Below are 25,889 nucleotides of genomic sequence, written 5' to 3' on the forward strand. Positions count from 1 at the left end.
ATCTGGCTCACGCAAGGCGGGGCACCCGTCGTAGGCTTCCAGCTGCGCTCCTGCACCAGGCAGCACGCCTCCGGAGGCGGCGGCCGGCATGCCTCGGCGAGCATCGCTTCGACCGGTCGAGTCAGGGCCTCACCGTCGCCGGTGCCGTGGATGTTCCCGGCGACAGCCCCGGGTTTCCGGGGGCCTGCGGCTCAGGTGTCAGCGGTCCCGCATCGGCCCCGCGGTGTCCATAGCCGCTCCCGTCTGGTCGGCGAGGGTCACCGCGACCAGGCGCGCCTGCAGCGGGGGCACGGGACCCGGTCCGGGCGTGAGCATGAAGCGGCCGAGGTAGTGGCCGTTGCCGTATGTACGCAGTTCGATCTCGCCCTCGGGCCAGCCGTCGATGTCGACGTCCCGGCGTCGGCGGCCCAGCGCCACACTCCCGTCCTGCTCCAGCCGGGGCGGCCGCCCCATCAGGGTGCCGTACTCGAAACGGCAGGCGCGCAGCCCAAGCAGTTCGGTGAGCTCGTGCCGGACGTGGTCGACCACCGTGTCGCCGGACCTGGCGGACCGGGCGAGTTCGGCCGTGTCGTGGACACGGGTCAGATACGCGGCCTCCGTCACCGTGATCACCTCCAGCCGACGTGCGCGGGCCGCGAGCTGGGACACGATCAGGCCGACTGCCAGCAACAGCACTGCCGTCTCGATGTCCTCGGACGCGTTGATGCCGAAGGTCTGGTACGGGCGGGTGAGGAAGAAATCGAACCAGGCCGCCGCCGACAGCGCCCCGAGGGCGCCCGCGGCGCGGCTGCCCAGCGCGGCGATCGCGACGACGGCCACGACGAGGATCAGCGCGGCGTTCGTGTGCGACAGGTCCGTACGGAACGGCACGAGCACGAGCGCCACCAGGAACGGTCCCACGAGGCCCGCCATCAGGGCGAGTCCGTCCCTGAGCGGATAGCCGGTCATCACGCCTTCACCTCCTGTGTCACCGGTCCTGAATTCACCGACCCTGCATCCATCGAGGCGCCCGAGGACGGACGTGCCCTCGGGCGCCGTTCGGGGCTCACACACCCCCTCCCACGCTCTGCGTACCACTGGGGTGCCCGACCCGCTCGGCGAAGGGCAGGGACACCACCATGGTCAGACCCCCGCCGGGAGTGTCCTCCGGGGCGAGGGCGCCCTCCGTCGCCTCGGTCAGGCCCCGGGCGGGGGCCGGCCCGACGCCGAGTCCGGTGGTGTCGTCGGTGTCGCCGAGCCGCTGGAAGGGCTCGACGACACGGTCGCGGCCGCCCGGGGGCGCCCCGGGGCCGCGGTCGACGAGTCGACGACCCGTACCTCGACGCGGCCCGCGTGGGCGCCGGCCGTCGACAGCACCTTGCGCCCGACCGGGCTGTGTCGGGCCGCGTCGCCGACGAGGTTGGCGATCAGGCGCTCCAGCTCCACCAGGCGGTTGAGCCTGGCCGCGGGCTCCACCGTGGCCCGGTCGTCGGGCAGCTGGTCCACCAGCTCCACCGAGTCCATGCCGAAAGTCTCGCGGGTGAGTTCCACCGGCACCGGGATCGTCGCGCCGCCCCGCACGATGGTGCCTGCCGGCGAGGACATCGTCTTGGCCTTGGCGGTGCGCGGGCCGAGCGCCGGGAAAGGCGCAGGGACGATCGACGACAACGGCCACCGCGACGAAGACGGCCAGGGCGATCAGGACGTCCAGCGTGAACTGCGGGCGACCCCCACCACGGCGAACAGGAACGGCCGTGCCTCGCTGGTGAGGTCGAGTCTGCCGCGGGCCACGTTCAGGTCCACGTCCAGGTCCAGGTCCAGGTCCACGTCCAGGTCCAGGTCCAGCAGGAAGGTGAGCGCGATCGGCAGCAGCAGGCCGGTCACCGGGCCCGCGGTGCGGCGTGCGGTCGCCAGGGTGCGCCTGCGTGAGGGCAGCAGAGTGCCGAGGCCGGCGCGTTCGTGCGTGACCTTGTGGACGTCGATGTCACCGGAGAGTTCGACGACCGTCTCGCCGGTGCCGCGACCGCTGGCGACGCGGGTGGCCGAGCCGCACGGCAGTCGAGCGGGGACGAAGACGTGCCGGGCGGGTGGTCCTGGTGCCGGATGGGGCTTCGACGCCGCGCGTGGCGGATCCTCAACCGTCCGAACCCCATGGTCCCGGAGATCCGGATCCTCGGCCCGCCGGGGCGACAGCTCAGCCGGGTCTTGTACCGCGTGTCCTTCCACCCGGTGTGCAGATCCTCGTACTCGGCCATCGCGTCGCGAGGCACCGTGATCTTCGCCCTGCCGGTGCCGAACTGCAGCTCGACGTCGACCACCAGATGCTCGATGACCGCCCGGGACAGGCCCAGGTGCACCCTCCCGTACGCGGACTCGACCTTGAGGGTCCGAGGTACCTGCCATGGGCCGCGCCGCTTGATCCGTCCGCCGGCGGCGGCAATCGTGGACGCGGTGCCCGCATCCTCCTGCGGAAGCGAGGCCAGAGCGAGCCGGCACGAGCTCACTGTGCGTCCTGGCGGTGAGCACCTGGTGGAGACGTCCGTCCAGCTCCTCGTGCGAAATGTGCCCTTCGGCGTACGTCTCCTGCAGGCGCTGCACGGCCGCGTCGCGGTCCTCCTCGCTGCTCAGTGACGGCAGGTCTTCCGGCAGAGAGGTCACCGTCTCCCGGGACGCCTCGGGCCACGCCCCGCGACGACCACAAGTGTGCCTCCGCAACGGGCATTTCGTCCGTGGCCTGGTCGCGGGAAAGAGGGAGTCGCGTCCGTGGTCCGTCTCGGACGAACTGTGGTCGCTCATCGAGCCGTTGCTGCCGGAACCGGGCCCGAAGCTGGTGGAGGGCCGGCCACGGATTCCGGACCGGCAGGCGTTGTGCGGAATCCTGTCCGTTCCGCACATCGGCATCGAGTGGGAGTACCGCCGCAGGAGTTGGGCCTCGGGTCGAAGATGACCTGCTGGCGGCGACCGGCCGCGTGGAACGAGGCGGGGGCGGGGGACGACCTGCACCTGGTGCTGCTGAAGAATCGGCGGGCCGCGAAGAAGCTCGACTGGTCGCGGGCGGTGATCGACTCCTCACGCGTGCGGGCGGCTCGGCACGGCCGAAGCGGTCCCAGCCCGGTCGACCGCGCACGTCCGGGCAACACGCACCACGTCCTCACCGACGGCCAGGGCGTCCCGCTCGCGGTGTCGCTGACCGGCGGAAACCGCAACGACGTTGCCCAGCTCCTGCGTCTGCCCGACACTTCTGTTGTTCGCCGGTCCGGCCATCGCCCCGCTCGTCGACTTCCCGCTGCTGGTCCACCCGCTCACCCACTTTCGGCTCGCCCCGGATTTCTCCCACACCTTTTCCGCAGCCGCCCGGTGGCGGATTCCGGCCCGTTCGGACCCACCGCCGCGGAGGGCTGGGGACTATGCTGGTGAGCGGACGCCCAGGACCCCGGTGGACGCACGGCCTGCTGACCACGATGCCACGGGAGCGGATCTCGTCCGGACCCGTCGCATCTTCGAGGAGATCCCTGTCGGGCGCCGAGCCTCTGAGCGCGGAATCCCGACCCGGTGACCCACTCACGTCCTCGCACGCCCCGACCTCGGTCGCACCCCGCCGGGCATGAAGCCCGGCGCCTCGCGTCCGGCGCCCGGTGGCGGTCCCGAGAACACCTGAACGGCTGGAACCGAGGTGTCATGCCTTACTCTGCGGCTGTCCGTCCGCCGGAGGGCTCGTGCCCGCTCGCGCCGCACCCCTCCCCTCCAGCGGGCGGGCGCGCTGTGATCACCCCTCCGGCCCGCGGTCAGCCGTGGAGCGGAGGCCGTTGCGAGCAGCCCGCCCTTGAAGCGATGCGCCCGGGCCGGCCCGGCCCGCCGGCAGGCCGTCTGTTCTCGCAGGGATCTCACGGGTCCGTCGCGGAGTCCCGCGCAGCGGCGTCCGGCGAAGAGGCGCGCGAGCCGAGCCCGGAAGTCCGCCAGGACGTCTCGCGGTCGCCGTACGGCAGCCCGGATTCGCCATGGTGATCGGGGCGACTGCGGCCCTGAAGGGCTGCGGGTTCGGATCTTCCCCGGGGTGGCGGCACGGGTGGCTCCCCTACGCGGCCCCAGCGCCCCGTGTCGTAGGCGATGACGACTTCGGGTGGCCGGGATTCGACGGAGCGCTCCCGCCCGCCGTCGGCCGGATCACCTGCGTCGGCTTCGTCTTCTCCGGGCTCCTGGTTCACCCGCACGAGCGGCACCGGGAGGTGGGCCGACGGTCGCAGGAACCGCTCCCCTCCGGGCGTCAGGCGTCAGTCGGTGTCGCCTTGGCGGACCGGGGCGACGAGCCGATCGTGGCCTCTCTCCACTCCTGGCGCAGGAAAGGCGTCGGAAACATCAGCAGGCCGGTTGGCGGTGCCGTGTTCCCGGTGCCGGCTCCCCCCTTGATCCGGTGGTCACCGTGATCCCCGGCAGCCGGGCGGCGCGGATCCAGGCTCTCGTGGCCGAGCAGGCGGCACTTCGCGATGCCCGGGTCGGCCCTCTGGACGTGTGTACGGCGGCGGTGACGGCGCTGCCGGTCGGCGGGGCCGGGATCTCCGCGATGTCCCGCGACCGGGCGAGTCACCCTCTGTGCAGCACCGACTCCGTCAGTCAGCAGCTGGAAGAACTCCAGCTCACACTGGGCGAGGGGCCGTGCGTGGATGCCTTTGTCTTCGGCTCCTCGGTCCTCTGCACCGACTTGTTGGCCGGTGAACTCCAGCGGCATTGGACAGTGTTCGCCGACGCGGCCCTGGAAGCCGGAGCCAGGGCGGTCTTCGCCTTCCCCCTGCAGATCGGGGCCATCAGCCCCGGCGTACTCGACCTGTATTCCAGCAACTCGGTCGAGCTGGACGCGGACGAGGTGGCCGACGCGATGGCCTTCGCCGACATTGCCACGTTGCTTCTGCTCGACGCCGGCATCAGCGAGACGGGTGTCCCGCCCGACACCGCGGCATCCGGTACCGACGGGGCCGACACGGACCGGCCGGACGCCGCATCCTTCGATGACCTGGGCGGTTACCGGGCCGAGATCGACCAGGCCACCGGCATCCTCACGGTCCAGCTCGGCATCGGCGTCGAGGAGGCATTCATCCGGCTGCGCGCCCACGCGTACGCCCGCGGGACACGGATCTCGACGGTCGCCGCCGACGTGGTCGCCCACCGGCTCCGCCTCCCCCAGGAGGCGACACCGTCCGACCTGAGGCCGCCGGGCGCGCGTCCCTCCGACACACAACCGTCGGACGCGCGACCGCCCGACGAGGAGACCTGATGCTCACGCCCCACACACAGAGGTGTGCACGATGAAGGAACAGCTGATGGCCCGGACGTTCGTCGAGCTGGCGGACAGTCTCGTCGCCGACTTCGACCTCATGGACTTCCTGCGCCTGCTCACCGACCGCTGCGTCGACCTGCTCGACGCGAGTGCGGCGGGCGTCCTGCTCGCCGACCGCGACGGCGTGCTGCGTGTCATGGCCGCCTCCGACGAACGGGTGCGTCTCCTCGAACTCTTCCAGCTCCAGAACCACGAAGGCCCCTGCCTGGACTGCTTCCACACCGGGATCACCGTCTCCGTTCCCGACCTGCGCGACGAAGCCGCGCGTTGGCCCCTGTTCACCGCCCAGGCTCAGCGCATCGGCTTCACCTCCGTCCAGGCGCTGCCCATGCGCCTGCGCGACGAGGTCGTCGGCGCCCTCAACCTCTTCCACACCACCCCGGCGCCCATCAGCCCAGCCGCCACCCCCTTCGCGCAGGCCCTCGCCGACGTCGCCACCATCAGCCTGCTGCAACAACGCACCACCGAGCGCAGCACCCTCCTCAACGAACAGCTGCAGACCGCCCTCAACAGCCGCGTCCTGATCGAACAGGCCAAGGGAAAGCTCGCCGAACGCCGCAACACGGACATGGAGCGGGCCTTCACGACGCTGCGTGCATACGCCCGCGCCCACAACCGCCGCCTGGCGGACGTCGCGCGCGCCTTCATCGACGAGACCGAACACCTCCCCGGTCTCAGTCTCAGTCTCAGTCCCGGAAATTCCTGATCCAGCGCCTCGAGAAAGGTTCGTCATGCCACTCGGTCCCACCACCGAGACCTCCCTCGGCACCCCGGCCGGTACCGCCGACATCGACGAGGAGGAGCTGAGCGCCCTGGACGCCCATTGGCGAGCGGCGAACTACCTGGCCGTCGGGCAGATCTACCTCATGGCCAACCCTCTGCTGACCGAGCCGTTGGCGCCTGAGCACGTCAAGCCGCGACTGCTGGGCCACTGGGGCACCTCACCGGGCCTGAACCTGGTCCACACCCACCTCAACAGGGTCGTCAAGGCAAGGAACCTGGACGCGATCTGCGTCTGGGGGCCCGGTCACGGCGGGCCGGCCGTGGTGGCGAACTCCTGGCTGGAAGGCAGCTACACCGAGACGTACCCGGACATCACGCGGGACGCGGCCGGGATGGCCCGCCTCTTCCGGCAGTTCTCCTTCCCGGGCGGCATCCCCAGTCATGTCGCACCCGAGACCCCCGGATCGATCCACGAGGGCGGCGAGCTGGGCTACTCGCTCGCGCACGCCTACGGGGCCGCGTTCGACAATCCGGGGCTCCTGGTGGCCTGCGTGATCGGGGACGGTGAGGCCGAGACGGGTCCGCTGGCCGCCTCCTGGCACTCGAACAAGTTCCTCGACCCGGTACGAGACGGTGCCGTTCTGCCGATCCTGCACCTCAACGGCTACAAGATCGCCAACCCGACGATTCTGGCCCGGGTACCGGAGCCCGAACTCGACGCCCTGCTCAGGGGATACGGCCACGAGCCCCTCCATGTCACGGAGGACGACCCCCGCGCCGTCCACCAGGCGATGGCTTGCGCCATGGACGAGGCCCTGAACCGTATCGCCGCCTTCCAGCACGCCGCCCGCACGGAGGGCACCGCCGAGCGTCCGCGCTGGCCGGTGATCGTGCTGCGCACGCCCAAGGGCTGGACCGGCCCCGCCGAGGTCGACGGCGTCCCGGTGGAGGGCACCTGGCGAGCGCACCAGGTGCCGCTCCCGGCCGTACGCGAAAACCCGGAACATCTGCGGCAGTTGGAGCGATGGCTGCGCTCCTACCGGCCCGAGGAGCTCTTCGACGAGCGCGGACGCCCCCGGGAACAGGTCCTGGCCTGCGTCCCCGACGGCGCGCACCGCCTGGGCGCCAACCCGCACGCCAACGGCGGCCTGCTGCTGCGCGACCTGCCCCTGCCGCCCCTGGAACGGTTCGCCGTCCCGGTCGACAAGCCCGGCGCGACATCGCACGAGCCGACCCGTGTCCTCGGCGACCTGCTGGCGCGGGTGATGGCCGACACGGGCGAGCGGCGCGACTTCCGGCTGGTCGGCCCCGACGAGACGGCGTCCAACCGCCTCCAGGCCGTCTACGAGGCGAGCGGGAAGGCGTGGGAGGCCCAGGTACTGCCCACGGACGAGCACCTGGAGCGCGGCGGCCGGGTGATGGAGATCCTCTCCGAACACACCTGCCAGGGCTGGCTGGAGGGGTATCTCCTCACCGGCCGGCACGGCCTGTTCTCCTGCTACGAAGCCTTCGTCCACATCGTCGACTCCATGGCGAACCAGCACATCAAGTGGCTGCGCGTCGCCCGCCGGCTCCCCTGGCGCCGCCCGATCGCCTCCCTCGACTACCTGCTCACCTCACACGTGTGGCGCCAGGACAACAACGGCTTCTCCCACCAGGATCCCGGTTTCGTCGACCACGTGCTCAACAAGTCGCCGGAAGTCGTGCGGGTCTACTATCCGCCGGACGCCAACACCCTGCTGTGCGTGGCGGATCACGTGCTGCGCAGCCGCGACTACGTCAACGTCGTCGTCGCGGGCAAGCAGCCCTGCTTCGACTGGCTCGACCTCGGCGCCGCCCGCGCGCACTGCGCCCGCGGCGCCGGGATCTGGGACTGGGCCGGCACCGAGTCCGAGCCCGGCGAGCCCGACGTGGTGCTGGCCTGCGCGGGCGACGTACCCACGCTCGAAGTGCTGGCGGCGGCCTCGCTGCTCCGCCGCCACCTGCCCGAACTCGCGGTACGGGTGGTCAACGTCGTCGACATCGCGCGGCTGTTGCCCGCGGAGGAACACCCGCACGGCATGCCCGACAGCGAGTACGACGCGCTGTTCACCCCTGACAAGCCCGTCGTCTTCGCCTACCACGGCTATCCGTGGCTGATCCACCGGCTCGCCTACCGCCGCGACAACCACCCGCACCTGCACGTGCGCGGCTACAAGGAGGAGGGCACCACCACGACACCGTTCGACATGGTCGTCCGCAACGACCTCGACCGCTACCGGCTGGTCATGGACGTCATCGACAGGGTGCCCGGTCTCGCCGTCCGCGCGGCGGCGCTGCGGCAGCGGATGGTCGATGTCCGTTACCGCCATCACGACTGGATCCGCGTCCACGGCGCGGACCTGCCCGAGGTGACCGAATGGACCTGGAGTCAGTGACCACCCGGGGGGAGGAGCTGCGGGTGGGGGAGGCCGCCGCGGAAGACGCGCAGGCCGTGGTGGACTCGCTCGCGAGCAGCCTCGACGGCCTGTCGGGGGGTGCGACAGGTGAGGCGGCCGAGCGGCTCGCGGCCGTCGGGCCGAACGCCGTACGCACGCACCACGTCCGCCTCCTGGCGGTCCTCGGGCGGCAGTTGCGCAGCGCCCTGCTGATCCTGCTGGCGGTGACGGCCGGGGTCTCGTACTTCTTCGGCGAGCGGACCGGCGCGGTCATCATCGCGGGGATCCTGGTCCTGAGCGTGGCTCTGGGATTCGTCAACGAGTACCGGGCGGAGAAGGCGGCTCAGGCCCTGCACTCGCGGGTGCGGCACACGGCCGTCGTGGTCCGGGACGGCGCGGCTGCCGAGGTCGATGTGACCGAGCTGGTGCCGGGCGATGTCGTACGTCTGACGCTGGGGCAACTGGTGCCCGCGGACCTGCGCCTGCTGGAGTGCACGGCGTTCGCCTGCGACGAGAGCGTCCTCACCGGGGAGTCCGCCCCCGCCGAGAAGAGCCCGGCGCCGGTCGCCGCGGGGGCGGCCCTGGCCGAGCTGACCTCCTGCGCGCTGATGGGGACGGTGGTGCACGGGGGCAGCGCGACCGGAGTGGTGGTCGCCACCGGAGGCCGTGCCGAGTTCGGGCGGATCGCGCTGGGGCTGGGCGAACGGCAGCCGGAGACCGACTTCCAGGCGGGGCTGCGCCGCTTCTCCATGCTGCTCCTCAAGGTCGCCGCCGCCCTCACCACCGGCATCTTCGTCATCAACGTCCTGCTCCACCGGCCGCTGCTCGACGCTCTGCTCTTCTCGCTGGCCATCGCGGTGGGCATCACCCCGCAGCTGCTGCCCGCCGTGGTGAGCACGAGCCTGGCCACCGGCTCACGGCAGCTGGCGCGGCGCAAGGTCCTCGTCAAGCGGCTTGTATGCATCGAGGACCTGGGCGACATGGACGTCCTGGTCACCGACAAGACCGGCACGCTCACCGAGGGCCGCATCCGTTTCGAGGCGGCCCTCGACCCGGCCGGCGCACTCTCCGACACGGTGCTGAAGCTGGGTCTGCTGGCCACCGAGGGCGACCTCGACCAGGTGGGCGGGAACGCGCTGGACGTCGCGCTGTGGCAGGCCACGGGCACGCCCCCGGCCGGACACCGCCGGCTCGCGCTGCTGCCCTTCGACCACGACCGGCAGCTGGGCTCCGCGCTCGTCGAGCGTCCGGACGGCGGCCGTCTACTCATCGCCAAGGGCGCGCCCGAGGCGGTCCTGGCCCGCTGTGGTGACGTACCGGACAAGGCGGCAGCGGTGCTCCAGGAGCACTTCGCGGCGGGCAGCCGGGTGGTCGCCGTGGCCACCCGGGACGCGGACGGGCAGGCGTCCCTCACTGCTGCCGACGAGCACCGGCTGCGTCTGGCCGGCTTCCTCGTCTTCCTCGACCCGCCCAAGGCCGGTGCCGCCGCCTCGCTGCGCCGCCTCGCCGGACTCGGCATCACCGTCAAGATCTGTACGGGCGACAACGCGCTCGTCGCCCAGAAGGTCTGCGCCGACCTCGGTCTGCCGCCCGGCAGGGCCCTGACCGGCCAGGACATCGGGGAGCTGGACGACGACCAGCTGACCAGGGCGGCCGACACCACCACCGTCTTCGCCCGCGTCTCGCCCCAGGACAAGGCACGGGTCGTACGGGTGCTGCGGCGCCGGGGCCGTGACATCGGGTTCCTGGGCGACGGCGTGAACGACGCGCTGGCCCTGCACGCCGCCGACGTGGGGCTGTCCGTGGACACCGCGACCGACGTGGCCAAGGACGCGGCCGACGTCCTTCTCCTGGAGAAGGACCTCGGCGTACTCGCCGACGGGGTCGCCGAGGGCCGCCGGATCTTCGCCAACACCATCAAGTACGTCCTGATGGGCACCTCCAGCAACTTCGGCAACATGTTCAGCGCGGCCGGAGCCTCCCTGGTGCTGCCGTTCCTGCCCATGCTGCCCTCGCAGATCCTGCTCAACAACCTCCTTTACGACGCCGGGCAGTTGACCATCCCCACCGACCACGTCGACCCGGAGCAACTGCGCGCCCCCTCGCACTGGGACATCGCCTTCATCCGTCGCTTCATGCTCTTCTTCGGGCCCGTCAGCTCCCTCTTCGACTTCCTCACCTTCGCGATCATGACCCAGATCTTCCACACCAGCGCCGAACTGTTCCGTTCCGGCTGGTTCGTGGAGTCCCTCGCCACGCAGGCGCTGGTCGTCTTCGCCATCCGCACCCGCCGGGTGCCGTTCTACCGCAGCCGGCCCAGCCGCCCCCTGCTGTTCAGCGCCATCGGTGTCGTCACCGTCGCCGTCGCGCTGCCGATGTCCCCGCTCGCGGAGCCGCTCGGTTTCCAGTCCCTGCCGCTCGGACTCCTCCTCACTCTGGCCGTGATGGTCGTGCTCTACCTGGTGCTGATCGAGGGCGCGAAACACGTCTTCTACGCCCGCGCCGACGCGCGAGCCGCACATCCGCCGGTACGCCACCGCACCCGCCGGCACCGCATCCAACGGCGGGCCGGCCGCTTCAGCCACCCCGGACCGCTGCGGCCCCGGTGACACGCTGTCACCGGGACCGTCAGCGGCACCACGCCGCGCCGAGACGATCGCGTCGCCTCGAACGGCGTGGAACGGTCAACCGCTCAGGGCTTCCTCGGCGTCCCGCCGCGTCGGCCAGTTGTCCCGCCGCTCCCGGGCCACCTCAGCACGGCTGCCGGCCCGCTCCCCGGGCGGGGAGACCGACGGTGCGAGGGCCGGAGAAGGGGCGGCGGGCTCGGGGATCACGACGCTGGTGGACAGCGCGGGGCGCCTGGCGGTCCGGTGCACGCGCCGTCCGGCGGACTCGTCGCCGGTCTCCCTGCTCTGGTGCTCGAAGAAGCGGAGCATCTCCACGGGGAACGGCATCACGAGAGTGCTGTTCTTCTCGGCGGAGACGTCCACCACGGTCTGCAGCAGCCGCAGTTGAAGTGCTCCTGGGGTGTCAGCCATCGTCGCGGCGGCGTCGGTCAGCCGCTGGGACGCCTGGAATTCACCGTCGGCCGCGATGACCCGCGCGCGGCGTTCCCGCTCGGCTTCGGCCTGCTTGGACATGGAGCGCATCATGGACTCCGGAAGGGCGATGTCCTTGATCTCGACGCGTTCGATGCGTAGCCCCCATGGCTCCTCGGTCGGGGCGTCCATCACCTTCTTGAGTTCCGCGTTGATGTGGTCACGGTCGGAGAGCAGCGTGTCCAGGTCGGCCCTTCCGATGACCGAGCGGAGCGACGTCTGCGCGATCTGGGAGACGGCTGCAGGATAGTTGCGCACGTTCACCAGGGCCTTGACGGGGTCGATGACCTTGAAGTAGACGACCGCGTCGACGGTGAGCGTCACGTTGTCGGCGGTGATGGACCCCTGTGGCGGGATGCCGAGGACCTCGGTCTGGACGGACACCTTCCGCATCCGGTCCCCGATCGGCCGGATGACGCGCAGGCCAGGCCCGCGTATGTCCGGCAGCAGCCGTCCGAAGCGGAACACCACGCCCTTCTCGTACTGCTGGACGTTGCGCACACTCAGGGCGAGCAGGACCAGCCCGGCCCCGGCGCACACCGCCAGCACGGTGATCAGAACACCCATGGTTCTCACTTTCCTTACGTCGATGACGGTCCCGGGCCCGAGCGGTCCGGGAAGCACATGGCACAGGGAGGGCCCCGGCCTGTCGTCTGAGGTGCGGCCGGGGTCTCGGGCTGCTGATGAGGCTCTGGTGGGGCGGTCCGGCTCAGCCAGGAGAACTCTGCGGTACACCGGTCCGCGCACCGCCGACTGTGGCTCCGGCGGCCGCTGGAGTGCGCACGATCCTCACCCCGCCGTCGGCGGAGCGGAAGGGCCCAGCACTCGGTGCGGCCGGCCAGTACGCGCGGTTCAGCAGGCCCCGGGTGATCAGTCCCGCCAGCGGATCGGGCACGTCCGCCGCCGAAAAACCGAGCGGAGCGGAAGGGATCCGGAGTGACGTGGAGGAGGAAGTACGTCCGGGGGTCGGCGTGGGGTGAACGGTCGCAGTCATGACGCGAACCCTGCTCCGGGCCGACCGGAACCGGCCCGGCGTGCTCAAATCGCCGAAAGTGACAACGACAGGGAAGCCGATGCACGAAGTACCCTCGGTAACACCAGAGTACTCCGTTGACGACCCGAGCGGACTCCCCGTCGGGTGGCGCGGCCGGTCCAGGACCGGGCAACGTGGAGCCGCCCCAGCCGGTCCGGTGACGACACCCCCGGGCCCGCACCAGGCGTGCGGCCCCTGGGGTTCTGATCCGACGTCCACCGTCAACGGACTGCGACTCCCCCCACGCTGTCCTTCACAACGGTGGCCGTACTCCGGATGAGCCGTCCGGCCTCCGCGTCCGTTGCGGCGGGCGGCACCACCAGCAGGTCCCACCGGCCGCTGCCGGGCGCCAGCAGGCACACGGTGGTCGGGGAGCGCTGGGTGGTCGTCCGGCGCAGGCGTACGACCTGGTTGGCGACGAGCAGCCGGCCCGGGAACGGGGACCACACTGCCTCATCCACGGGGACGCTCGTGACCTGTCCCCAGGCGGGTGGCAGTCCGCCCAGCAGTCTGGGCAGTTCGGACGCCAGATCGGGCGAGTGGGGCCACCAGGCGCCGTCGACAGGCCGGGCCATGTGGCCCGTTGCCGGTTGGGACACCAGGCGCAGGCGGAGAGTGGACATCGAGGAGAGCGGGGGCGGTGGGGCGAGTGTCATGGGAACTCCTGAAGGGGATGCGGTCGCTCGGGTTCACACGCGGCGGGCAACGAGCGATGTGGTCCGGGGTGGGCCGGCGCACGTCCCTGACCCGGCCGAGGCGTTCGGATGGGCGGATCACGGCGGCGGACGGGTCGAGCCGGCCACGGTCGACGCCGTGCCGGGCGCAGGTGGGATCGGCGCGGTAGAGGTTGGGCCCGCTCTCGCCGGACGAGAGCGGGGCCAGGGGCCACAGGTCGGTGGCGCGGTGGTGGCGACAGGTGTGGAACGGGCGCTGACCGATCACCGACCACATGGCAGAGGGAGTTCACGCTCCACGTGACGTGATGGAGCAAGGCGATGCGGACAAGTCCCGCCCACAGCAGGACGGTCGGGGCGGACACCCAGCTGCCGCCGATCAGGCGCCCAGCGGCGAAGGACAGGGCGAGGGCGAGCACACAGGGTCGGGAAGCCCCGGCAACGGCCCGGATGCCACGGTCGGCCAGGCCCGAATGCCACGGTCGGCCAGCAGGTCGGGAGCGATGGGAGTCCCCGCACGCGAGCGAAGCCGAGCGTGGGGAGGGCCGCCGACCTGGGGCCGTTGCGGAACGACCAGCCGACGTGAGCATCCACCAGTCCCCGCAACCGGCCGCACACAGACGTGCCGTAGCGATAGGGAGAGTGCGGGACGGCTGGCGGGGAGCGAGGGATGTGGAGAGACATGCGCGGTCCTCGACCTCGGTGACGACAGTGCGGCCGGGGTCTTGGGCTGCGCCTCTTCGACATGGGTGTGCAACGGCATCGCCGAGAGCGAATGCGAGTCGCACGGACGGTGGCTACGGGAGCCAGTTGGGGTGGTGGGGACGTGGCGGTGGGCGGCGGCCCCGTCAGGCGGTCTCGCCCTGGTGGGTGCGATCGGCGGCCGATCTGCTCGAGTCGAGCCAGGAGGCGAGCGGATCGGCGGCACGCGAGGCGTCCAGCGTGAGGTGCAGCCGCGTCCCCGTTCCCGAGGCGCCGGGATAGCTGCGCTGTTCATCGCCGGCGAACAGCATACGGAGCGCGTCCGCGACGCGTCGGGCCGCTTCGGGGTCCGCGGAGGCCAGGCGGACCTCCACCCGGCCCTGTCCGCTCGGCTCGTGCTCGGCCTCGGGACGCGGTGGGCGATGCGGGGCTTCGGATGTCATAGGGCGGAACCTGGCCCGGACCTGAGCGGCCCACGTCTGTCTTGCGACGAGGACGAGACCGGTCCGGACACCGGCGTACGACATGCCCTCGATCGGCGCGGGCCGTCACTCCAGGGGCGGCCCGGAGACGGGTCCGCATGATGACCGCGACCTGCCGGCAGCTCGCACCCGTCGCAGCCCTTCCCGCCCGCCTCGTACTGAAGTCTGACGGCCCCTCCCGTGGACTACTCGACGGCGCCCGGTGGCCGCGCTCGCGCGTGCTACGCGTACTACCCGCACTGACCGACGCGCAAGCGCGCTCGTCGCCGCGGGCCGGGCCGGACGCGCAGCCTCCAGGGCCGACCGGCCACTCGATCCGGACGAGACCTGGGAGTACGAGGGCGGTACCCGCGTGACGCCCCCAGCAATATCGGCAAAGGCCGGTGACGTCAGCCGCCTGATCATCGGCAGGTGAGACAGCCGTCATGAACGCTCCTCACGACGGTCGGCCGCTGCGCGTGAACGACGAGGAGAGCGACGGGGCCGTAGCCGCTACCGATGACGCTCCGAGGAGCTGGGCCGAGATGGTGGCGCCTTGCTCGTCGACACGATCAGAGCCAGTCCCCGTGTTTGAAAGCGAAGTACAGCGTCAGAGAGGCAACGACGATGACGGCGCTGGAAACGATGAACCCCGACTGGTGTGCGAAGCCGGGGTAGGGAAGGTTCTGTCCGTAGAAGCCGGTGATCGCCGTGGGCACGGCGATGATCGCAGCCCAGCTCGTCACCTTCTTCATGATCAGGTTCATCCGGTTCGCCTGCACCGACAGGTTGGTCTCCATCACCGAGGCCACCAGGTCGCGCAGCGACTCCGTCCACTCGCCGGCACGCAGCACATGGTCGTACACGTCTCGGTAGTACGGCAGCAAGGGGCTGTCGACGACGTCGAGGTCGGGGCGCATGAGGGCGTTGACGACCTCCCGCATGGGCAGGACCACACGGCGGAGCCGGACCAGTGATTTCCGCAGGGCGTAGGACTGGCGCTGTACGGTCTGGATCTGCCGGCCGCCTTCGGCGAAGAGCAGAGCGTCCAGTTCCTCGATACGTTCGTCGAGCTGCCGTACCGCGGCGAAGTGCCCGTCGACGACAAGGTCGAGCAGACCGTGGAGGAGAAAGGCGACCCCGTGCGCTGCCAGAGCCGGGGTGCGGTCCCAGCGGGCGACCAGCTCGTCGAGGGCGAACTCGGCGTCCTTGCGGACCGTGATCAGCGCCTGCGGCGTGAGGATGACCGCGAGCTCGCTCATCGTCAGTCCCGCGCCGTCCGGGTCGACGGCGACCGCGTAGACACTGAGGAAGTGATGGGTGCGGTAGTTGTCGAGTTTCGCCCGCTGTCCCTCGTGCAGCGCGTCCTCGAGAGCCAGTTCGTGCAGACCGAGTTCCTCGCCGACCGCCGTGAACTCGGCGCGGTCCGGGCGGTACAGGTCCAACCACACGGTGGTGGACGGGTCCTCCAGATGCCGGGAGATGTCCCGGACCGGGAAGTCCTCCTCTGCCAGGGATCCGTCGCGGTACAGCCGGGTACGGGCCACGTCGCGCACCCTAACGGCACCGGCGGAGCTTCGGCGGACACCACGACCGGGCATCCACTCCGACGGGGGCACCGCCTCGACCGCCCTGAGGGACGTCATTCCTCGGGCTCGTGGCGTTCCTCGCCGCTCCGAGGGTCCTCCACGGGGACCGTGTATGCCTGGCGTGTGCCGGTGTCGATGAGGATCTGTGCGGCATCGGTGACGTTGCCGGCCCGGACAGCCCTGGCCATCGCGGCACGGGCGGCCGCGGCTGTCGCGTGCGGCGGAACCACGAGAAGGGAGAAGTGGTCCTGGTCGCCGCGAGTGATCAGGATGGTGTCGTCACCCACCGGAGAGGAGTCGATACGGACGACCTGGTCGTCGATCACCAGGCGCGGGGGAAGTTCATCCCAAGCGGTGACGTCCAGACCGACGCGCGTGACGGAGCCGAGGTGGACGGTCAGCGCGTGGACGAGGTCGGGCAGCTCAGCACCGATGTCGCGGGAACGCGGCCACCACACACCGACGCACCGTCGAGGTCGCCTTCCCGGGATCGTGTCGTCTCCAGCCGCAGAAGGACCGTCCCGGGTTTCGGGGCCCCATGGATCGCGTCCGGCAGAAGACGGGGAGCGCGAGGGATGTCGGATTCGGTCATGGCTTGTCCGCCTGTCTGCGGGAAACGGTGCCGCCGCCGAACGCGGGACCTCGTCCTCTCACCGTAAGCCGTGCCCCGCCGCAGCATCTGCGCCGACGGTTCCGGGCCTCGTTGCCGATCGGTGAAATGCCTGCTCACGCACACGTCCCGGGCCCTCCGCAGCGGCGTAGACTCCAACACCGCCCGCTGGTCATCAGACAGCAGCAACGGCTCCAGCTTCGGGCCCCGACGAGGAACTGGCGCACCAGCAGCAGAAGTCACGCAACTACTAACGATTCCTCACGCAATCGCTTCGACCAGGTCTGCCGACGGGATGTCAGCCACCGGTTCCTCGACTACGGCGGTGCCGTGTGCGGCCATGGCACGGGTCAGCTCGGGGTCCCAGGGAGCCTCGGTGAGCCGGCGGCCGCGGTCTTGGCCGTTCACCGGCGGATGAACCCCGAGCTTCTCGAGATCCGCGACAGAGTCGAGCTCAGATATCGATCCTGGACCGGTCCAGCGTGGCCGCGGAGCTGGAGATGAACTCCTTGCGCGGCGCCACATCGTTGCCCATGAGCAGGTCGAAGACCTGCTCGGCGGCCTCCAGGTCGGAGAGGTTGATGCGTCGCAGGGTGCGATGACGCGGGTCCATCGTCGTCTCGGCCAGCTGATCGGCGTCCATCTCGCCCAGACCCTTGTAGCGCTGGATGGAGTCCTTGTACCTCACGCCCTTGCTCTGGAACTCCATGAGCCTGTCGCGCAGCTCCCGGTCCGAGTACGTGTACACGTACCTGTCCTGGCCCTTCTTGGGCTGGACCAGCTCGATGCGGTGCAGCGGCGGCACCGCGGCGAACACCCGGCCCGACTCGACCATGGGCCGCATGTAGCGATGGAACAGCGTCAGCAACAGCGTCCGGATGTGGGAACCGTCCACATCGGCGTCGGTCATCATGATGATCTTGCCGTAACGGGCCGCGTCGATGTCGAAGGTCCGCCCGGAGCCCGCCCCTATGACCTGGATGATCGCCCCGCACTCGGCGTTCTTCAGCATGTCGGTCACGGACGACTTCTGGACGTTGAGGATCTTGCCCCGGATCGGCAGCAGCGCCTGGAACTCGGAGTTGCGGGCCAGCTTCGCCGTACCGAGCGCCGAGTCGCCCTCGACGATGAACAGTTCGCTGCGCTCGACGTCGTCGCTGCGGCAGTCGGCCAGCTTGGCGGGCAGGGACGAGGACTCCAGCGCCGTCTTGCGACGCTGTGCGTCCTTGTGCTGCCGCGCCGCGATACGCGTGCGCGCGGCGGCGACCGCCTTCTCCATCACGACCCGCGCCTGAGCGGCCGCGTCACGCTTGGTGGAGGTCAGGAACGCCTTCAGCTCCCTGGAGATCACGGTGTTCACGATGCGCCGGGCCGCCGAGGTGCCCAGGACCTCCTTGGTCTGACCCTCGAACTGGGGTTCGGCCAGGCGCACGGTGACGACGGCCGTCAGACCCTCCAGCGCGTCGTCCTTGACGATGTCGTCCTCCGCGACGCGCAGCAGCTTCTTGGCCCGCAGCACCTCGTTCATCGTCTTGGCCACGGCCTGCTCGAACCCGGCGACATGGGTGCCGCCCTTGGGCGTGGCGATGATGTTGACGAACGACCGCAGCGTCGTGTCGTAACCGGTCCCCCAGCGCAGCGCCACATCCACGCCGAGCTCGCGGGTGACCTCGGTCGGGGTCATCTGCCCGTGCTCGTCCAGGACCGGGACCGTCTCCTTGAACGTGCCCTGGCCGGTGAGGCGCAGGACGTCGCAGACCGGCTTGTCGGCGGCCAGGTACTCGCAGAACTCGCTGATGCCGCCGTCGAAACGGAAGGACTCCTCGCCCTTGCTGCCGCCCTCACCGAGCCCGTACTCATCGCGCACGACGATGGTCAGGCCCGGCACCAGGAACGCCGTCTGGCGGGCGCGCTGATGGAGGTTCTCCAGGGAGAGCTTGGCGTCCTTGAGGAAGATCTGACGGTCGGCCCAGTACCGCACGCGCGTGCCGGTCCGTGACTTGGGGATTCTGGCGGTCCGGTGCAGTCCCTGGGCGCGGGTGAAGGGGGCGTCGGGTCCAGGGGCGGAGTAGGTGCCGGGTGCGCCGCGGCGGAAGCTGATGGCGTGTGTGCGGCCGTGGCGGTCGACCTCGATGTCCAGCCGGGCGGACAGCGCGTTGACCACGGAGGCGCCGACGCCGTGCAGGCCGCCGGAGGCGGCGTACGAGCCGCCGCCGAACTTGCCGCCGGCGTGGAGTTTGGTGTAGGCGAGCTCGACTCCGGACAGGCCGGTGCGGGGTTCCGTGTCCACGGGGATGCCGCGGCCGTTGTCGGTGACTTCCACGGAACCGTCGTCGTGGAGGATGACCTCGATGTGGTCGCAGGCACCGGCCAGGGCCTCGTCCACGGAGTTGTCGATGATCTCCCACAGGCAGTGCATCAGACCGCGGCTGTCGCTGGATCCGATGTACATGCCCGGGCGCTTGCGCACGGCTTCGAGCCCGTCGAGCACCATCAGGTGCCGTGCGGTGTAGTCGGAGCCGTCCTGGGGGCGGCTGCCGGCGGCCGGGGCGGGGAATGTACTCACGCAGTGCTCTCCTGAGTAACAGAGGTAGCGGTGGGGCTTTGGGTCACGCGTCGAGAGGGGCGGGAGCGGTGTCCGGGGTCAGATGTCGAGGAAGCGGACGTCCTGGGCGTTGCGCTGGATGAAGTGGCGGCGGGCTTCCACGTCCTCGCCCATCAGGACGGAGAAGAGGTCGTCGGCGAAAGCCGCGTCGTCGAGGGTGACCTGTCCCAGGACCCGGTGGTCGGGGTCCATGGTGGTGACGCGCAGTTCCTCGGCGTTCATCTCGCCCAGACCCTTGAAGCGCTGGATGGAGTCGTCCCTGATCCGGCGGCCGTCCCGGCGGCCCCGTTCCAGGAGTGTGTTGCGTTCGCGGTCGGAGTAGGCGTATTCGACGTGTTCCCGACTCCACTTGATCTTGTACAGCGGCGGTCGGGAGAGGTGGACGTGCCCCTCCTCGACCAGTGGCCGCATGAAGCGGAAGAGGAAGGTCAGCAGCAGGGTGCTGATGTGCTGGCCGTCGACGTCCGCGTCCGCCATCAGAATGATTTTGTGGTAACGGAGCTTGGCGATGTCGAAGTCCTCGTGCACACCCGTGCCGAACGCGGAGATGAGCGCCTGGATCTCCTGGTTCTGCAGTACTTTGTCGATCCGCGCCTTCTCGACGTTCAGGATTTTGCCGCGGATCGGGAGGATCGCCTGGTACTGCGGATTGCGGCCGGCTTTGGCAGAGCCGCCGGCGGAGTCTCCTTCGACGATGAAGATCTCTGACGTCGCCGGGTCGTTCGACTGGCAGTCGGACAGCTTGCCCGGCAGCGCCGCCGTTTCCAGCAGGCCCTTGCGGCGGGTCAGGTCGCGCGCCTTGCGGGCCGCGACCCGGGCCGTGGCGGCCTGGACGGCCTTGCGCACGATGTCCACGGCCTCGTTCGGGTTGCGGTCGAACCAGTCGGCCAGGTGCTCGTGGACGATCTTCTGAACGAAGGTGCGCACCTCGGTGTTGCCGAGTTTGGTCTTGGTCTGGCCCTCGAACTGCGGTTCGCCGAGCTTGACCGAGATGATCGCGGTCAAACCCTCGCGGATGTCCTCGCCGGAGAGGTTCGCGTCCTTGTCCCGCAGCAGCCTCTTCTCCCGCGCGTAGCGGTTGACCACGGTGGTCAGTGCCGTGCGGAAGCCCTCCTCGTGGGTGCCGCCCTCATGGGTGTGGATCGCGTTGGCGTAGGAGTACACGCTGTCGGTGTACTGGCCGTTCCACTGCAGGGCGATCTCGGCCGACAACAGCCGTTCCGTGTCCTCGGCGGCGATGGTGATGACCGAGGGATGGGCCGGCTCGCCCTTGCGGGCATTGAGGTGGACGACGAAGTCGGTGATGCCGCCGTCGTAGCGGTAGGAGACCGTCTTCGCCGTCGGGTCCGAGTCGGCTTCGTCGACCGCGGCCGTCGCGCGCGCGGAGGACCGTTCGTCGGTGAGGGTCAGGGTGAGCCCACCATTGAGGAAGGCCATTTCCTGATGACGCCTGGCCAGCGTCTCGAAGGAGTATTCGGTGGTCTCGAAGATGTCGCCGTCCGCCCAGAACGTCAGCGAGGTGCCCGTCCGGGAGGTGGCCTCGTGGCGGGCCAGTGGGGCGGTGGGAGCGCCGTCCCTGTAGTCCTGCGTCCACCGGTGGCCGTCGGTCCAGATCTCCGCCGACAGCCGGGTCGACAGGGCGTTGACCACCGACAGACCCACACCGTGCAGACCGCCGGAGACCGCGTACCCGCCGCCCCCGAACTTCCCGCCCGCGTGCAGCACGGTCAGCACCACCTCGACGGCCGGCCGCTTCTCCACCGGGTGCATCCCCACCGGGATGCCGCGGCCGTTGTCGACCACCCGCACCCCGCCGTCGGCCAGGACCGTCACGTCGATCCGGTCGGCCACCCCCGCGAGTGCCTCGTCCACGGAGTTGTCCACGAGCTCCTGCACCAGGTGATGGAGCCCCCGCTCCCCGGTAGAGCCGATGTACATCCCGGGCCGTTTGCGTACGGCGTCCAGGCCGTCCAGAACGGTGATCGCGTTGGCGTCATACGACGCCGTCCCCACGTGGCCGGGCTGCTCGGATCCGCGGGTGTCGGTGGCGGTGCGAGTGTCGTAAGTAGTCACAGACGCTCTCTTTCGGGCATAGCGGACCCGGCTCCCGCACCACGATGCAGGAGCGGCCGGACAGCTGGGGAGACACGGCACGACAGCCCGGACAGGACCCCAAGGCACACGAACCACTGGATGTCGCCGACCGAGACGCTGCCGAGCGTACCGGAGCCATCCCTGGCCGACGGGACGAGAGCACCCCTGTACGCCACCGTGCGACTCCCGCGCCACCTAGGCCGATCCCCTCTGCCTTGACCCACTGAAAATGCGACAGAGGGGCACTCAGGGGGTTTCTTGATGCCTTGTCACGTAGCGCCCGGGGCACTATTTCCGGCGTAACCCTCCGCGGTCGCCAGTCGCGCTGTGTCAGGCCGCCGGTCCCGGCCTCGCACCGAACTCCGGTTGTCGAGGGGCGGGATGGCACCCGGATCGCCGGCTCGGCGCTCGGGCCGTGCGTCAGGGAGGCCGAGGACGCGTGCCGCCTTCTGGACGCCCGTGTCGGACGCCGTCGTCCCCGTCACCCGCCGCCGTGGCGTGCCGGCCCTTCGGTCGGCACGCCAAGACCGTCATTGACTGGTCAACGCCGTGAGCGCCTGACAGGCCGCATAGCTGGGCAGCAGGCCCCAGTCCCGGGCTTCGGCGAGCAGGAGCGCGTCCTGGTCACGCGCGGAGAGCAGCGGAGTCTCGACGGGCCAATTGATGGCCAGTTCCGGATCGAGCGGGTGCACACCGTGCTCGGACGCCGGGTTGTAGGTCTGCGAAGACAGATAGCACAGCGTGGCCTCGTCCGAGATCGCGCAGAAGCCGTGCCCGATGCCTTCCGAGAGGTAGACGGCACGACGGCTGACATCGTCGAGTCGGGTGCCTTCCCAGCGCCCGTAAGTCGGCGAGCCGACCCGCAGGTCCACCACCACATCGAACAGCGCGCCGCGCACACACGTCACGTACTTGGCCTGCCCGGGCGGCACATCGGCGAAGTGGACGCCGCGCACCACGCCGCGAACGGATACCGACAGGTTGGCCTGGGCCAGCCGCAGTGGGCGGCCGACCTCTGCGGCGAACTGGTCGACGCGGTACCAGTCCAGGAAGACCCCGCGCGGATCGGCGTGCTGCTTGGGGGTGATCTCCCAGGCGCCCTCGATGCCGAGCGGGCGAAGTTTCACGACGACTTCAACTCCTTCAACTCCTGATCGGCGAGCAGGTCGAGGAGATACCGGCCATAGCCGCTCTTGAGCAGTGGGCGGCTGAGTTCCCGCAACTGGTCGTTCCCGATGAGGCCGCAGCGCCAGGCGACCTCTTCCACGCAGCCGATCTTGAGGCCCTGCCGTTCTTCCACCACACGCACGTACTCCGACGCCTGGACCAAGGAGGTGAACGTTCCCGTGTCCAGCCAGGCGGCGCCCCGGTCGAGCGTGGTAACCCGCAACTGGCCCCATTTCAGATAGGTTTCGTTGACGGCGGTGATCTCCAGTTCGCCACGCTGACTCGGCATCAGGTCGCGGGCGACCTCCAGCACCCGGTTGTCGTAGAAGTACAACCCCGGCACGGCGTAGCGCGACTTGGGACTGGCCGGCTTCTCCTCTATGGAGACTGCCGTACCGGCCTCGTCGAACTCCACTACCGCGTAGGCCCTGGGGTCGGCTACGACGTAGGCGAAGATCCGTCCCCCGGCGGGATCGCTGTACTGACGCAGCCTGGTTCCCAGGCCCGCGCCATGGAAGATGTTGTCCCCGAGGACCAAGGCCACCGACTGGTCGCCGATGAAGTCGGCACCCAGGACAAACGCCTGCGCGATACCCTCGGGCTTCTCTTGGACGGCGTACTCAAGACACAGGCCCAGTTGCGAGCCGTCGCCGAGAAGGTGACGGAACTGGCGCTGGTCCTCGGGGCGCGTGATCACCAGTATCTCCCGTATGCCGGCCATCATCAGCGTGGTCAGCGGGTAGTAGATCATCGGCTTGTCGAAGACCGGTATCAACTGCTTGGAAACAGCCCGGGTGACCGGCCACAGCCTGGAGCCGGTACCGCCCGCAAGAAGGATTCCCCTCAACCAGCCACCCCATCAGCAACCTGACAACGCCTGATCATCGTTGGTGCAGCCTTCGACGTCACCACGCCGACTCCGCCGATATCACGCGCGGTTCGGGTATGGGAACAATGAAACGGCCGCCCCCTTCCAGGAACGACTTCTCCTTGGTGATGATCTCCGACGCGTAGTTCCAGGCCAACAGCAGGTAGTAGTCCGGTACGTGGTCGCTTGCTTGTTCCGGCGACCAGATCGGAACTCTGGAGCCCGGTAGGAGTTTTCCCTGCTTCAGGGCTGTTGTGTCGCTGCAGAACCGGATCTCCTGATGTCCCAGCCCGCATGCGGTCAGCAGTGCGCTGCCTTTGGTCGGTGCGCCGTATCCAGCCACTGTCTTGCCGTCTGCCACCAAGCTGCGCACCAGTTCCCGGATCTGTGCGCGCACCCGTTCCGTACGCTCGGCGAATTTCTGGTATGTACTCTCCTCTGCGATGCCCTGGCTGCGTTCTTCCGCGAGCATCTCGGCAACAGCGGGCCGCACCTCATAGCCGGCGGTGGCCGGGGCGGCGAAGACCACGATCGAGCCGCCGTGCACGTCGACTGTATGTACGTCCACGACGCGAAGCCCGTGCGCCTCGAACAGCCTGCACAGCGCGCCGAGCGAAAAGTAGGAAAGATGTTCGTGAAAGATGGTGTCGAACTGATTGTTTGCGAGCAGTTCCACCAGATAGGGAACTTCCACGAAGAACAGGCCATCAGGCGCCAGCAGGGCGGAGACTCCGTCAAGGACTTCGTGGACGTCGTGGATGTGGGCGAAACATTGGCGACCGAACACCAGTCGCGCCGGACCATGTCCAGTCGTGATCTCCTGGCCGACTTCGGTGGTGAAGCCGGCAGGGATCGTTGTGACGCCACGGTCATTGGCGATGTCGGCGAGATTGCGCGCGGGATCAACGCCGACCACCCGCATGCCGGCCTGCTGGAACAGCTCCAGGTGAGCACCTGTGTTACTGCCGAACTCCACGACGAGATCTCTGTCGGTCAGGCCGACCCACCGGATACACAGTTCGACGAGCTGCCGCATGTGCTGGATGATCGATCCTGCGTCCGAGGCGACGTAACGGTAGTGCCCGAAAAGGGCGTTCGGTTCGATGACATGGCGCAGTGTCATCAGCCAGCATTTCCGGCACACGCCGACATCCAGCGGGAACAGAGTCTCGTCCCTCGGGTCATCTTCCGTGCCGAGCAGGTTTCCGGCCAATGGTGTCGATCCGAACGAGACCACATCAAGCCAATCGTTGTGCCCGCACACCCGGCACTCGTTGATGGGACGCACGATGTCCTGCATCTCTTCCTCCCCCTCACGGGAATGTCCGACGAGTTCTGGATGCGGATCGAACCACTGTTCCGCCGGCGGCGGCCGCGGGCCTGGAGCGACACCGGTGTCCGGCAACGCCTGCACGGCAACTGCTCGCCGAGCTCACCGGTGCCGTGGCGTCCAACTGGTCGAGGGCGGAACCGCTGAGAGATCAGTGACGACGTCCACGAGGCGTCCCTCCGCCTGGTTGCGCCGTCATCTGCCGGCGTCGGTCGGTGAACCCGTCGCTTTGTCAGGATTTTTAAGCGGTTCCCACCAACCACGGTGAGTGCGGTACCACTCCACTGTCTCCGCCAGCCCGTCCGCGAACGCCACACGAGGCGAATAACCGAGTTCCGTACGAATTTTGGTGGTGTCCAGCGAATAGCGGAGATCATGTCCCAACCTGTCCGGAACATGCCGCACCCGGTCCCAACCGGCACCACAGGCCTCGAGGATGTGTTCGGTCAGTTCGAGGTTGGTCAACTCGGTGCCACCGCCAATGTGGTAAACCTCCCCGGGCCGACCACCGAGGAGCACGCACTGGATGGCGCGACAGTGGTCCGACACGTGCAGCCACTGTCGGCGGTTGTGGCCGTCCCCGTACACCGGAACCTGCTGCCCGTCCAGGAGATTGGTCGTGAACAGCGGGATCAGCTTTTCCGGATACTGGTACGGCCCATAGTTGTTGGTGCATCTGGTGACCACGACGTCGAGCTTCCGGGTCCGGTGCCAGGCCAGCGCCAGCAGGTCTCCCGCCGCCTTGGCTGCCGCGTACGGTGCGTTCGGGGCCACCGGGGACGCCTCGGTCCAGGCGCCCTCGGAAATCGATCCGTACACCTCGTCGGTCGAGATGTGAACGAACCGCCCCAGTCGGTGACGGGAGGCCGCTTCCAGCAACACCTGCGTACCCAGTGCGTTCGTACGGACAAACGAGGCGGCACCTTCGATCGAGCGATCCACATGCGTCTCGGCAGCGAAGTGCACGATCGCGTCGTGTCCGGCGACCACGTCGTCCACCAGACCCCGATCACAGATGTCGCCTTGCACGAACCGGTAAGTCTCCAGGTCCGCGATCGGTGCCAGGTTGAGCTCGTTGCCGGAATATGTCAATTTGTCGAGAACGGTGATTTGGGTTCCTGATGAGCCCGGCAGAACGCCACGTAAGGTAGCCCGGACGAACTCCGAGCCAATGAAGCCGGCACCGCCCGTCACCAGAAGTCGCATC

Annotated in this window: 17 protein-coding genes and 3 pseudogenes; 5 read left to right on the forward strand and 15 right to left on the reverse strand. The window is 69.3% G+C overall.

Annotation, left to right across the window (positions count from 1 at the left end):
* Positions 1 to 198: 198 nt before the first annotated feature.
* The 3 genes and pseudogenes from Sri02f_RS33280 to Sri02f_RS33290 form a co-directional block, all read right to left on the reverse strand.
* A complete protein-coding gene (locus Sri02f_RS33280) occupies positions 199 to 948 on the reverse strand; it encodes a DUF4118 domain-containing protein (RefSeq protein WP_109005043.1) in 750 nt (249 codons plus the stop codon).
* 97 nt (positions 949 to 1,045) lie between these two features.
* Positions 1,046 to 1,890: pseudogene (locus tag Sri02f_RS33285) on the reverse strand (ATP-binding protein); the annotation flags it as partial.
* Between the two features lie 203 nt (positions 1,891 to 2,093).
* Positions 2,094 to 2,637 (reverse strand): annotated as a pseudogene (locus Sri02f_RS33290) (DUF1707 SHOCT-like domain-containing protein); the annotation flags it as partial.
* On the opposite strand from Sri02f_RS33290, the gene Sri02f_RS44185 reads away from it, so the two are divergent.
* From Sri02f_RS44185 to mgtA, 5 genes are all read left to right on the forward strand, one after another.
* Complete coding sequence (locus tag Sri02f_RS44185; RefSeq protein WP_109005044.1) at positions 2,540 to 2,926, forward strand: transposase; 387 nt, start codon at positions 2,540 to 2,542, stop codon at positions 2,924 to 2,926. The pseudogene Sri02f_RS33290 and the gene Sri02f_RS44185 sit on opposite strands and share 98 nt — an antisense overlap.
* A 1,473-nt stretch (positions 2,927 to 4,399) precedes the next feature.
* Positions 4,400 to 5,248 (forward strand): GAF and ANTAR domain-containing protein, encoded by an 849-nt coding sequence (locus Sri02f_RS33305; RefSeq protein WP_109005097.1) that lies wholly within the window; start codon positions 4,400 to 4,402, stop codon positions 5,246 to 5,248.
* Between the two features lie 31 nt (positions 5,249 to 5,279).
* Entirely contained in the window at positions 5,280 to 6,017 is a 738-nt protein-coding gene (locus Sri02f_RS33310) for a GAF and ANTAR domain-containing protein (RefSeq protein ID WP_109005098.1), read from the forward strand.
* A 25-nt stretch (positions 6,018 to 6,042) separates the two neighbouring features.
* Positions 6,043 to 8,451, forward strand: a complete 2,409-nt coding sequence (locus Sri02f_RS33315) for a phosphoketolase family protein (protein WP_109005046.1) — start codon at positions 6,043 to 6,045, stop codon at positions 8,449 to 8,451.
* A complete protein-coding gene (mgtA, locus tag Sri02f_RS33320) occupies positions 8,433 to 11,060 on the forward strand; it encodes a magnesium-translocating P-type ATPase (protein WP_167467672.1) in 2,628 nt (875 codons plus the stop codon). The genes Sri02f_RS33315 and mgtA overlap by 19 nt, the downstream gene beginning before the upstream one ends.
* Positions 11,061 to 11,135: 75 nt before the next feature.
* Here the strand turns inward: mgtA and Sri02f_RS33325 are convergent, their stop codons facing one another.
* The 12 genes and pseudogenes from Sri02f_RS33325 to rfbB all read right to left on the reverse strand — a co-directional run bounded on the left by Sri02f_RS33325 (position 11,136) and on the right by rfbB (position 25,888).
* The gene (locus Sri02f_RS33325; RefSeq protein ID WP_109005047.1) at positions 11,136 to 12,116 is read right to left on the reverse strand and encodes a slipin family protein; all 981 of its coding nucleotides are present in this window, start codon (positions 12,114 to 12,116) and stop codon (positions 11,136 to 11,138) included.
* 687 nt (positions 12,117 to 12,803) lie between these two features.
* A complete protein-coding gene (locus Sri02f_RS33330) occupies positions 12,804 to 13,238 on the reverse strand; it encodes a DUF5994 family protein (RefSeq protein WP_109005048.1) in 435 nt (144 codons plus the stop codon).
* Between the two features lie 866 nt (positions 13,239 to 14,104).
* On the reverse strand, positions 14,105 to 14,401 hold the full coding sequence (locus tag Sri02f_RS33335; protein ID WP_245970919.1) for a hypothetical protein: 297 nt from the start codon (positions 14,399 to 14,401) through the stop codon (positions 14,105 to 14,107).
* Positions 14,402 to 14,991: 590 nt separating this feature from the next.
* Positions 14,992 to 15,966, reverse strand: a complete 975-nt coding sequence (locus tag Sri02f_RS33345; RefSeq protein WP_109005100.1) for a magnesium transporter CorA family protein — start codon at positions 15,964 to 15,966, stop codon at positions 14,992 to 14,994.
* Positions 15,967 to 16,061: 95 nt separating this feature from the next.
* Positions 16,062 to 16,600 (reverse strand): annotated as a pseudogene (locus tag Sri02f_RS33350) (DUF5994 family protein).
* Between the two features lie 279 nt (positions 16,601 to 16,879).
* Positions 16,880 to 17,026: a DUF2399 domain-containing protein gene (locus Sri02f_RS33355; protein WP_218029914.1), complete on the reverse strand. Its 147-nt coding sequence runs from the start codon at positions 17,024 to 17,026 to the stop codon at positions 16,880 to 16,882.
* A 46-nt stretch (positions 17,027 to 17,072) separates the two neighbouring features.
* On the reverse strand, positions 17,073 to 19,184 hold the full coding sequence (locus Sri02f_RS33360) for a DNA gyrase/topoisomerase IV subunit B (RefSeq protein WP_109005051.1): 2,112 nt from the start codon (positions 19,182 to 19,184) through the stop codon (positions 17,073 to 17,075).
* Between the two features lie 78 nt (positions 19,185 to 19,262).
* Positions 19,263 to 21,296 (reverse strand): novobiocin-resistant DNA topoisomerase (ATP-hydrolyzing) subunit B, encoded by a 2,034-nt coding sequence (gyrB, locus tag Sri02f_RS33365; protein ID WP_109005052.1) that lies wholly within the window; start codon positions 21,294 to 21,296, stop codon positions 19,263 to 19,265.
* Between the two features lie 551 nt (positions 21,297 to 21,847).
* Positions 21,848 to 22,444, reverse strand: a complete 597-nt coding sequence (gene rfbC, locus Sri02f_RS33370) for a dTDP-4-dehydrorhamnose 3,5-epimerase (RefSeq protein WP_109005053.1) — start codon at positions 22,442 to 22,444, stop codon at positions 21,848 to 21,850.
* Entirely contained in the window at positions 22,441 to 23,331 is an 891-nt protein-coding gene (gene rfbA / locus Sri02f_RS33375; protein WP_109005054.1) for a glucose-1-phosphate thymidylyltransferase RfbA, read from the reverse strand. Before rfbA ends, rfbC begins: the two co-directional genes overlap by 4 nt.
* Positions 23,332 to 23,389: 58 nt before the next feature.
* On the reverse strand, positions 23,390 to 24,652 hold the full coding sequence (locus tag Sri02f_RS33380; RefSeq protein WP_109005055.1) for a class I SAM-dependent methyltransferase: 1,263 nt from the start codon (positions 24,650 to 24,652) through the stop codon (positions 23,390 to 23,392).
* 225 nt (positions 24,653 to 24,877) lie between these two features.
* Positions 24,878 to 25,888, reverse strand: coding sequence for a dTDP-glucose 4,6-dehydratase (rfbB, locus tag Sri02f_RS33385; protein ID WP_109005056.1), 1,011 nt, complete (start codon positions 25,886 to 25,888; stop codon positions 24,878 to 24,880).
* Position 25,889 lies beyond the last annotated feature (1 nt).

Source organism: Streptomyces rishiriensis, from assembly GCF_003112535.1.
In the GTDB taxonomy this organism is placed as follows: domain Bacteria; phylum Actinomycetota; class Actinomycetes; order Streptomycetales; family Streptomycetaceae; genus Streptomyces; species Streptomyces rishiriensis.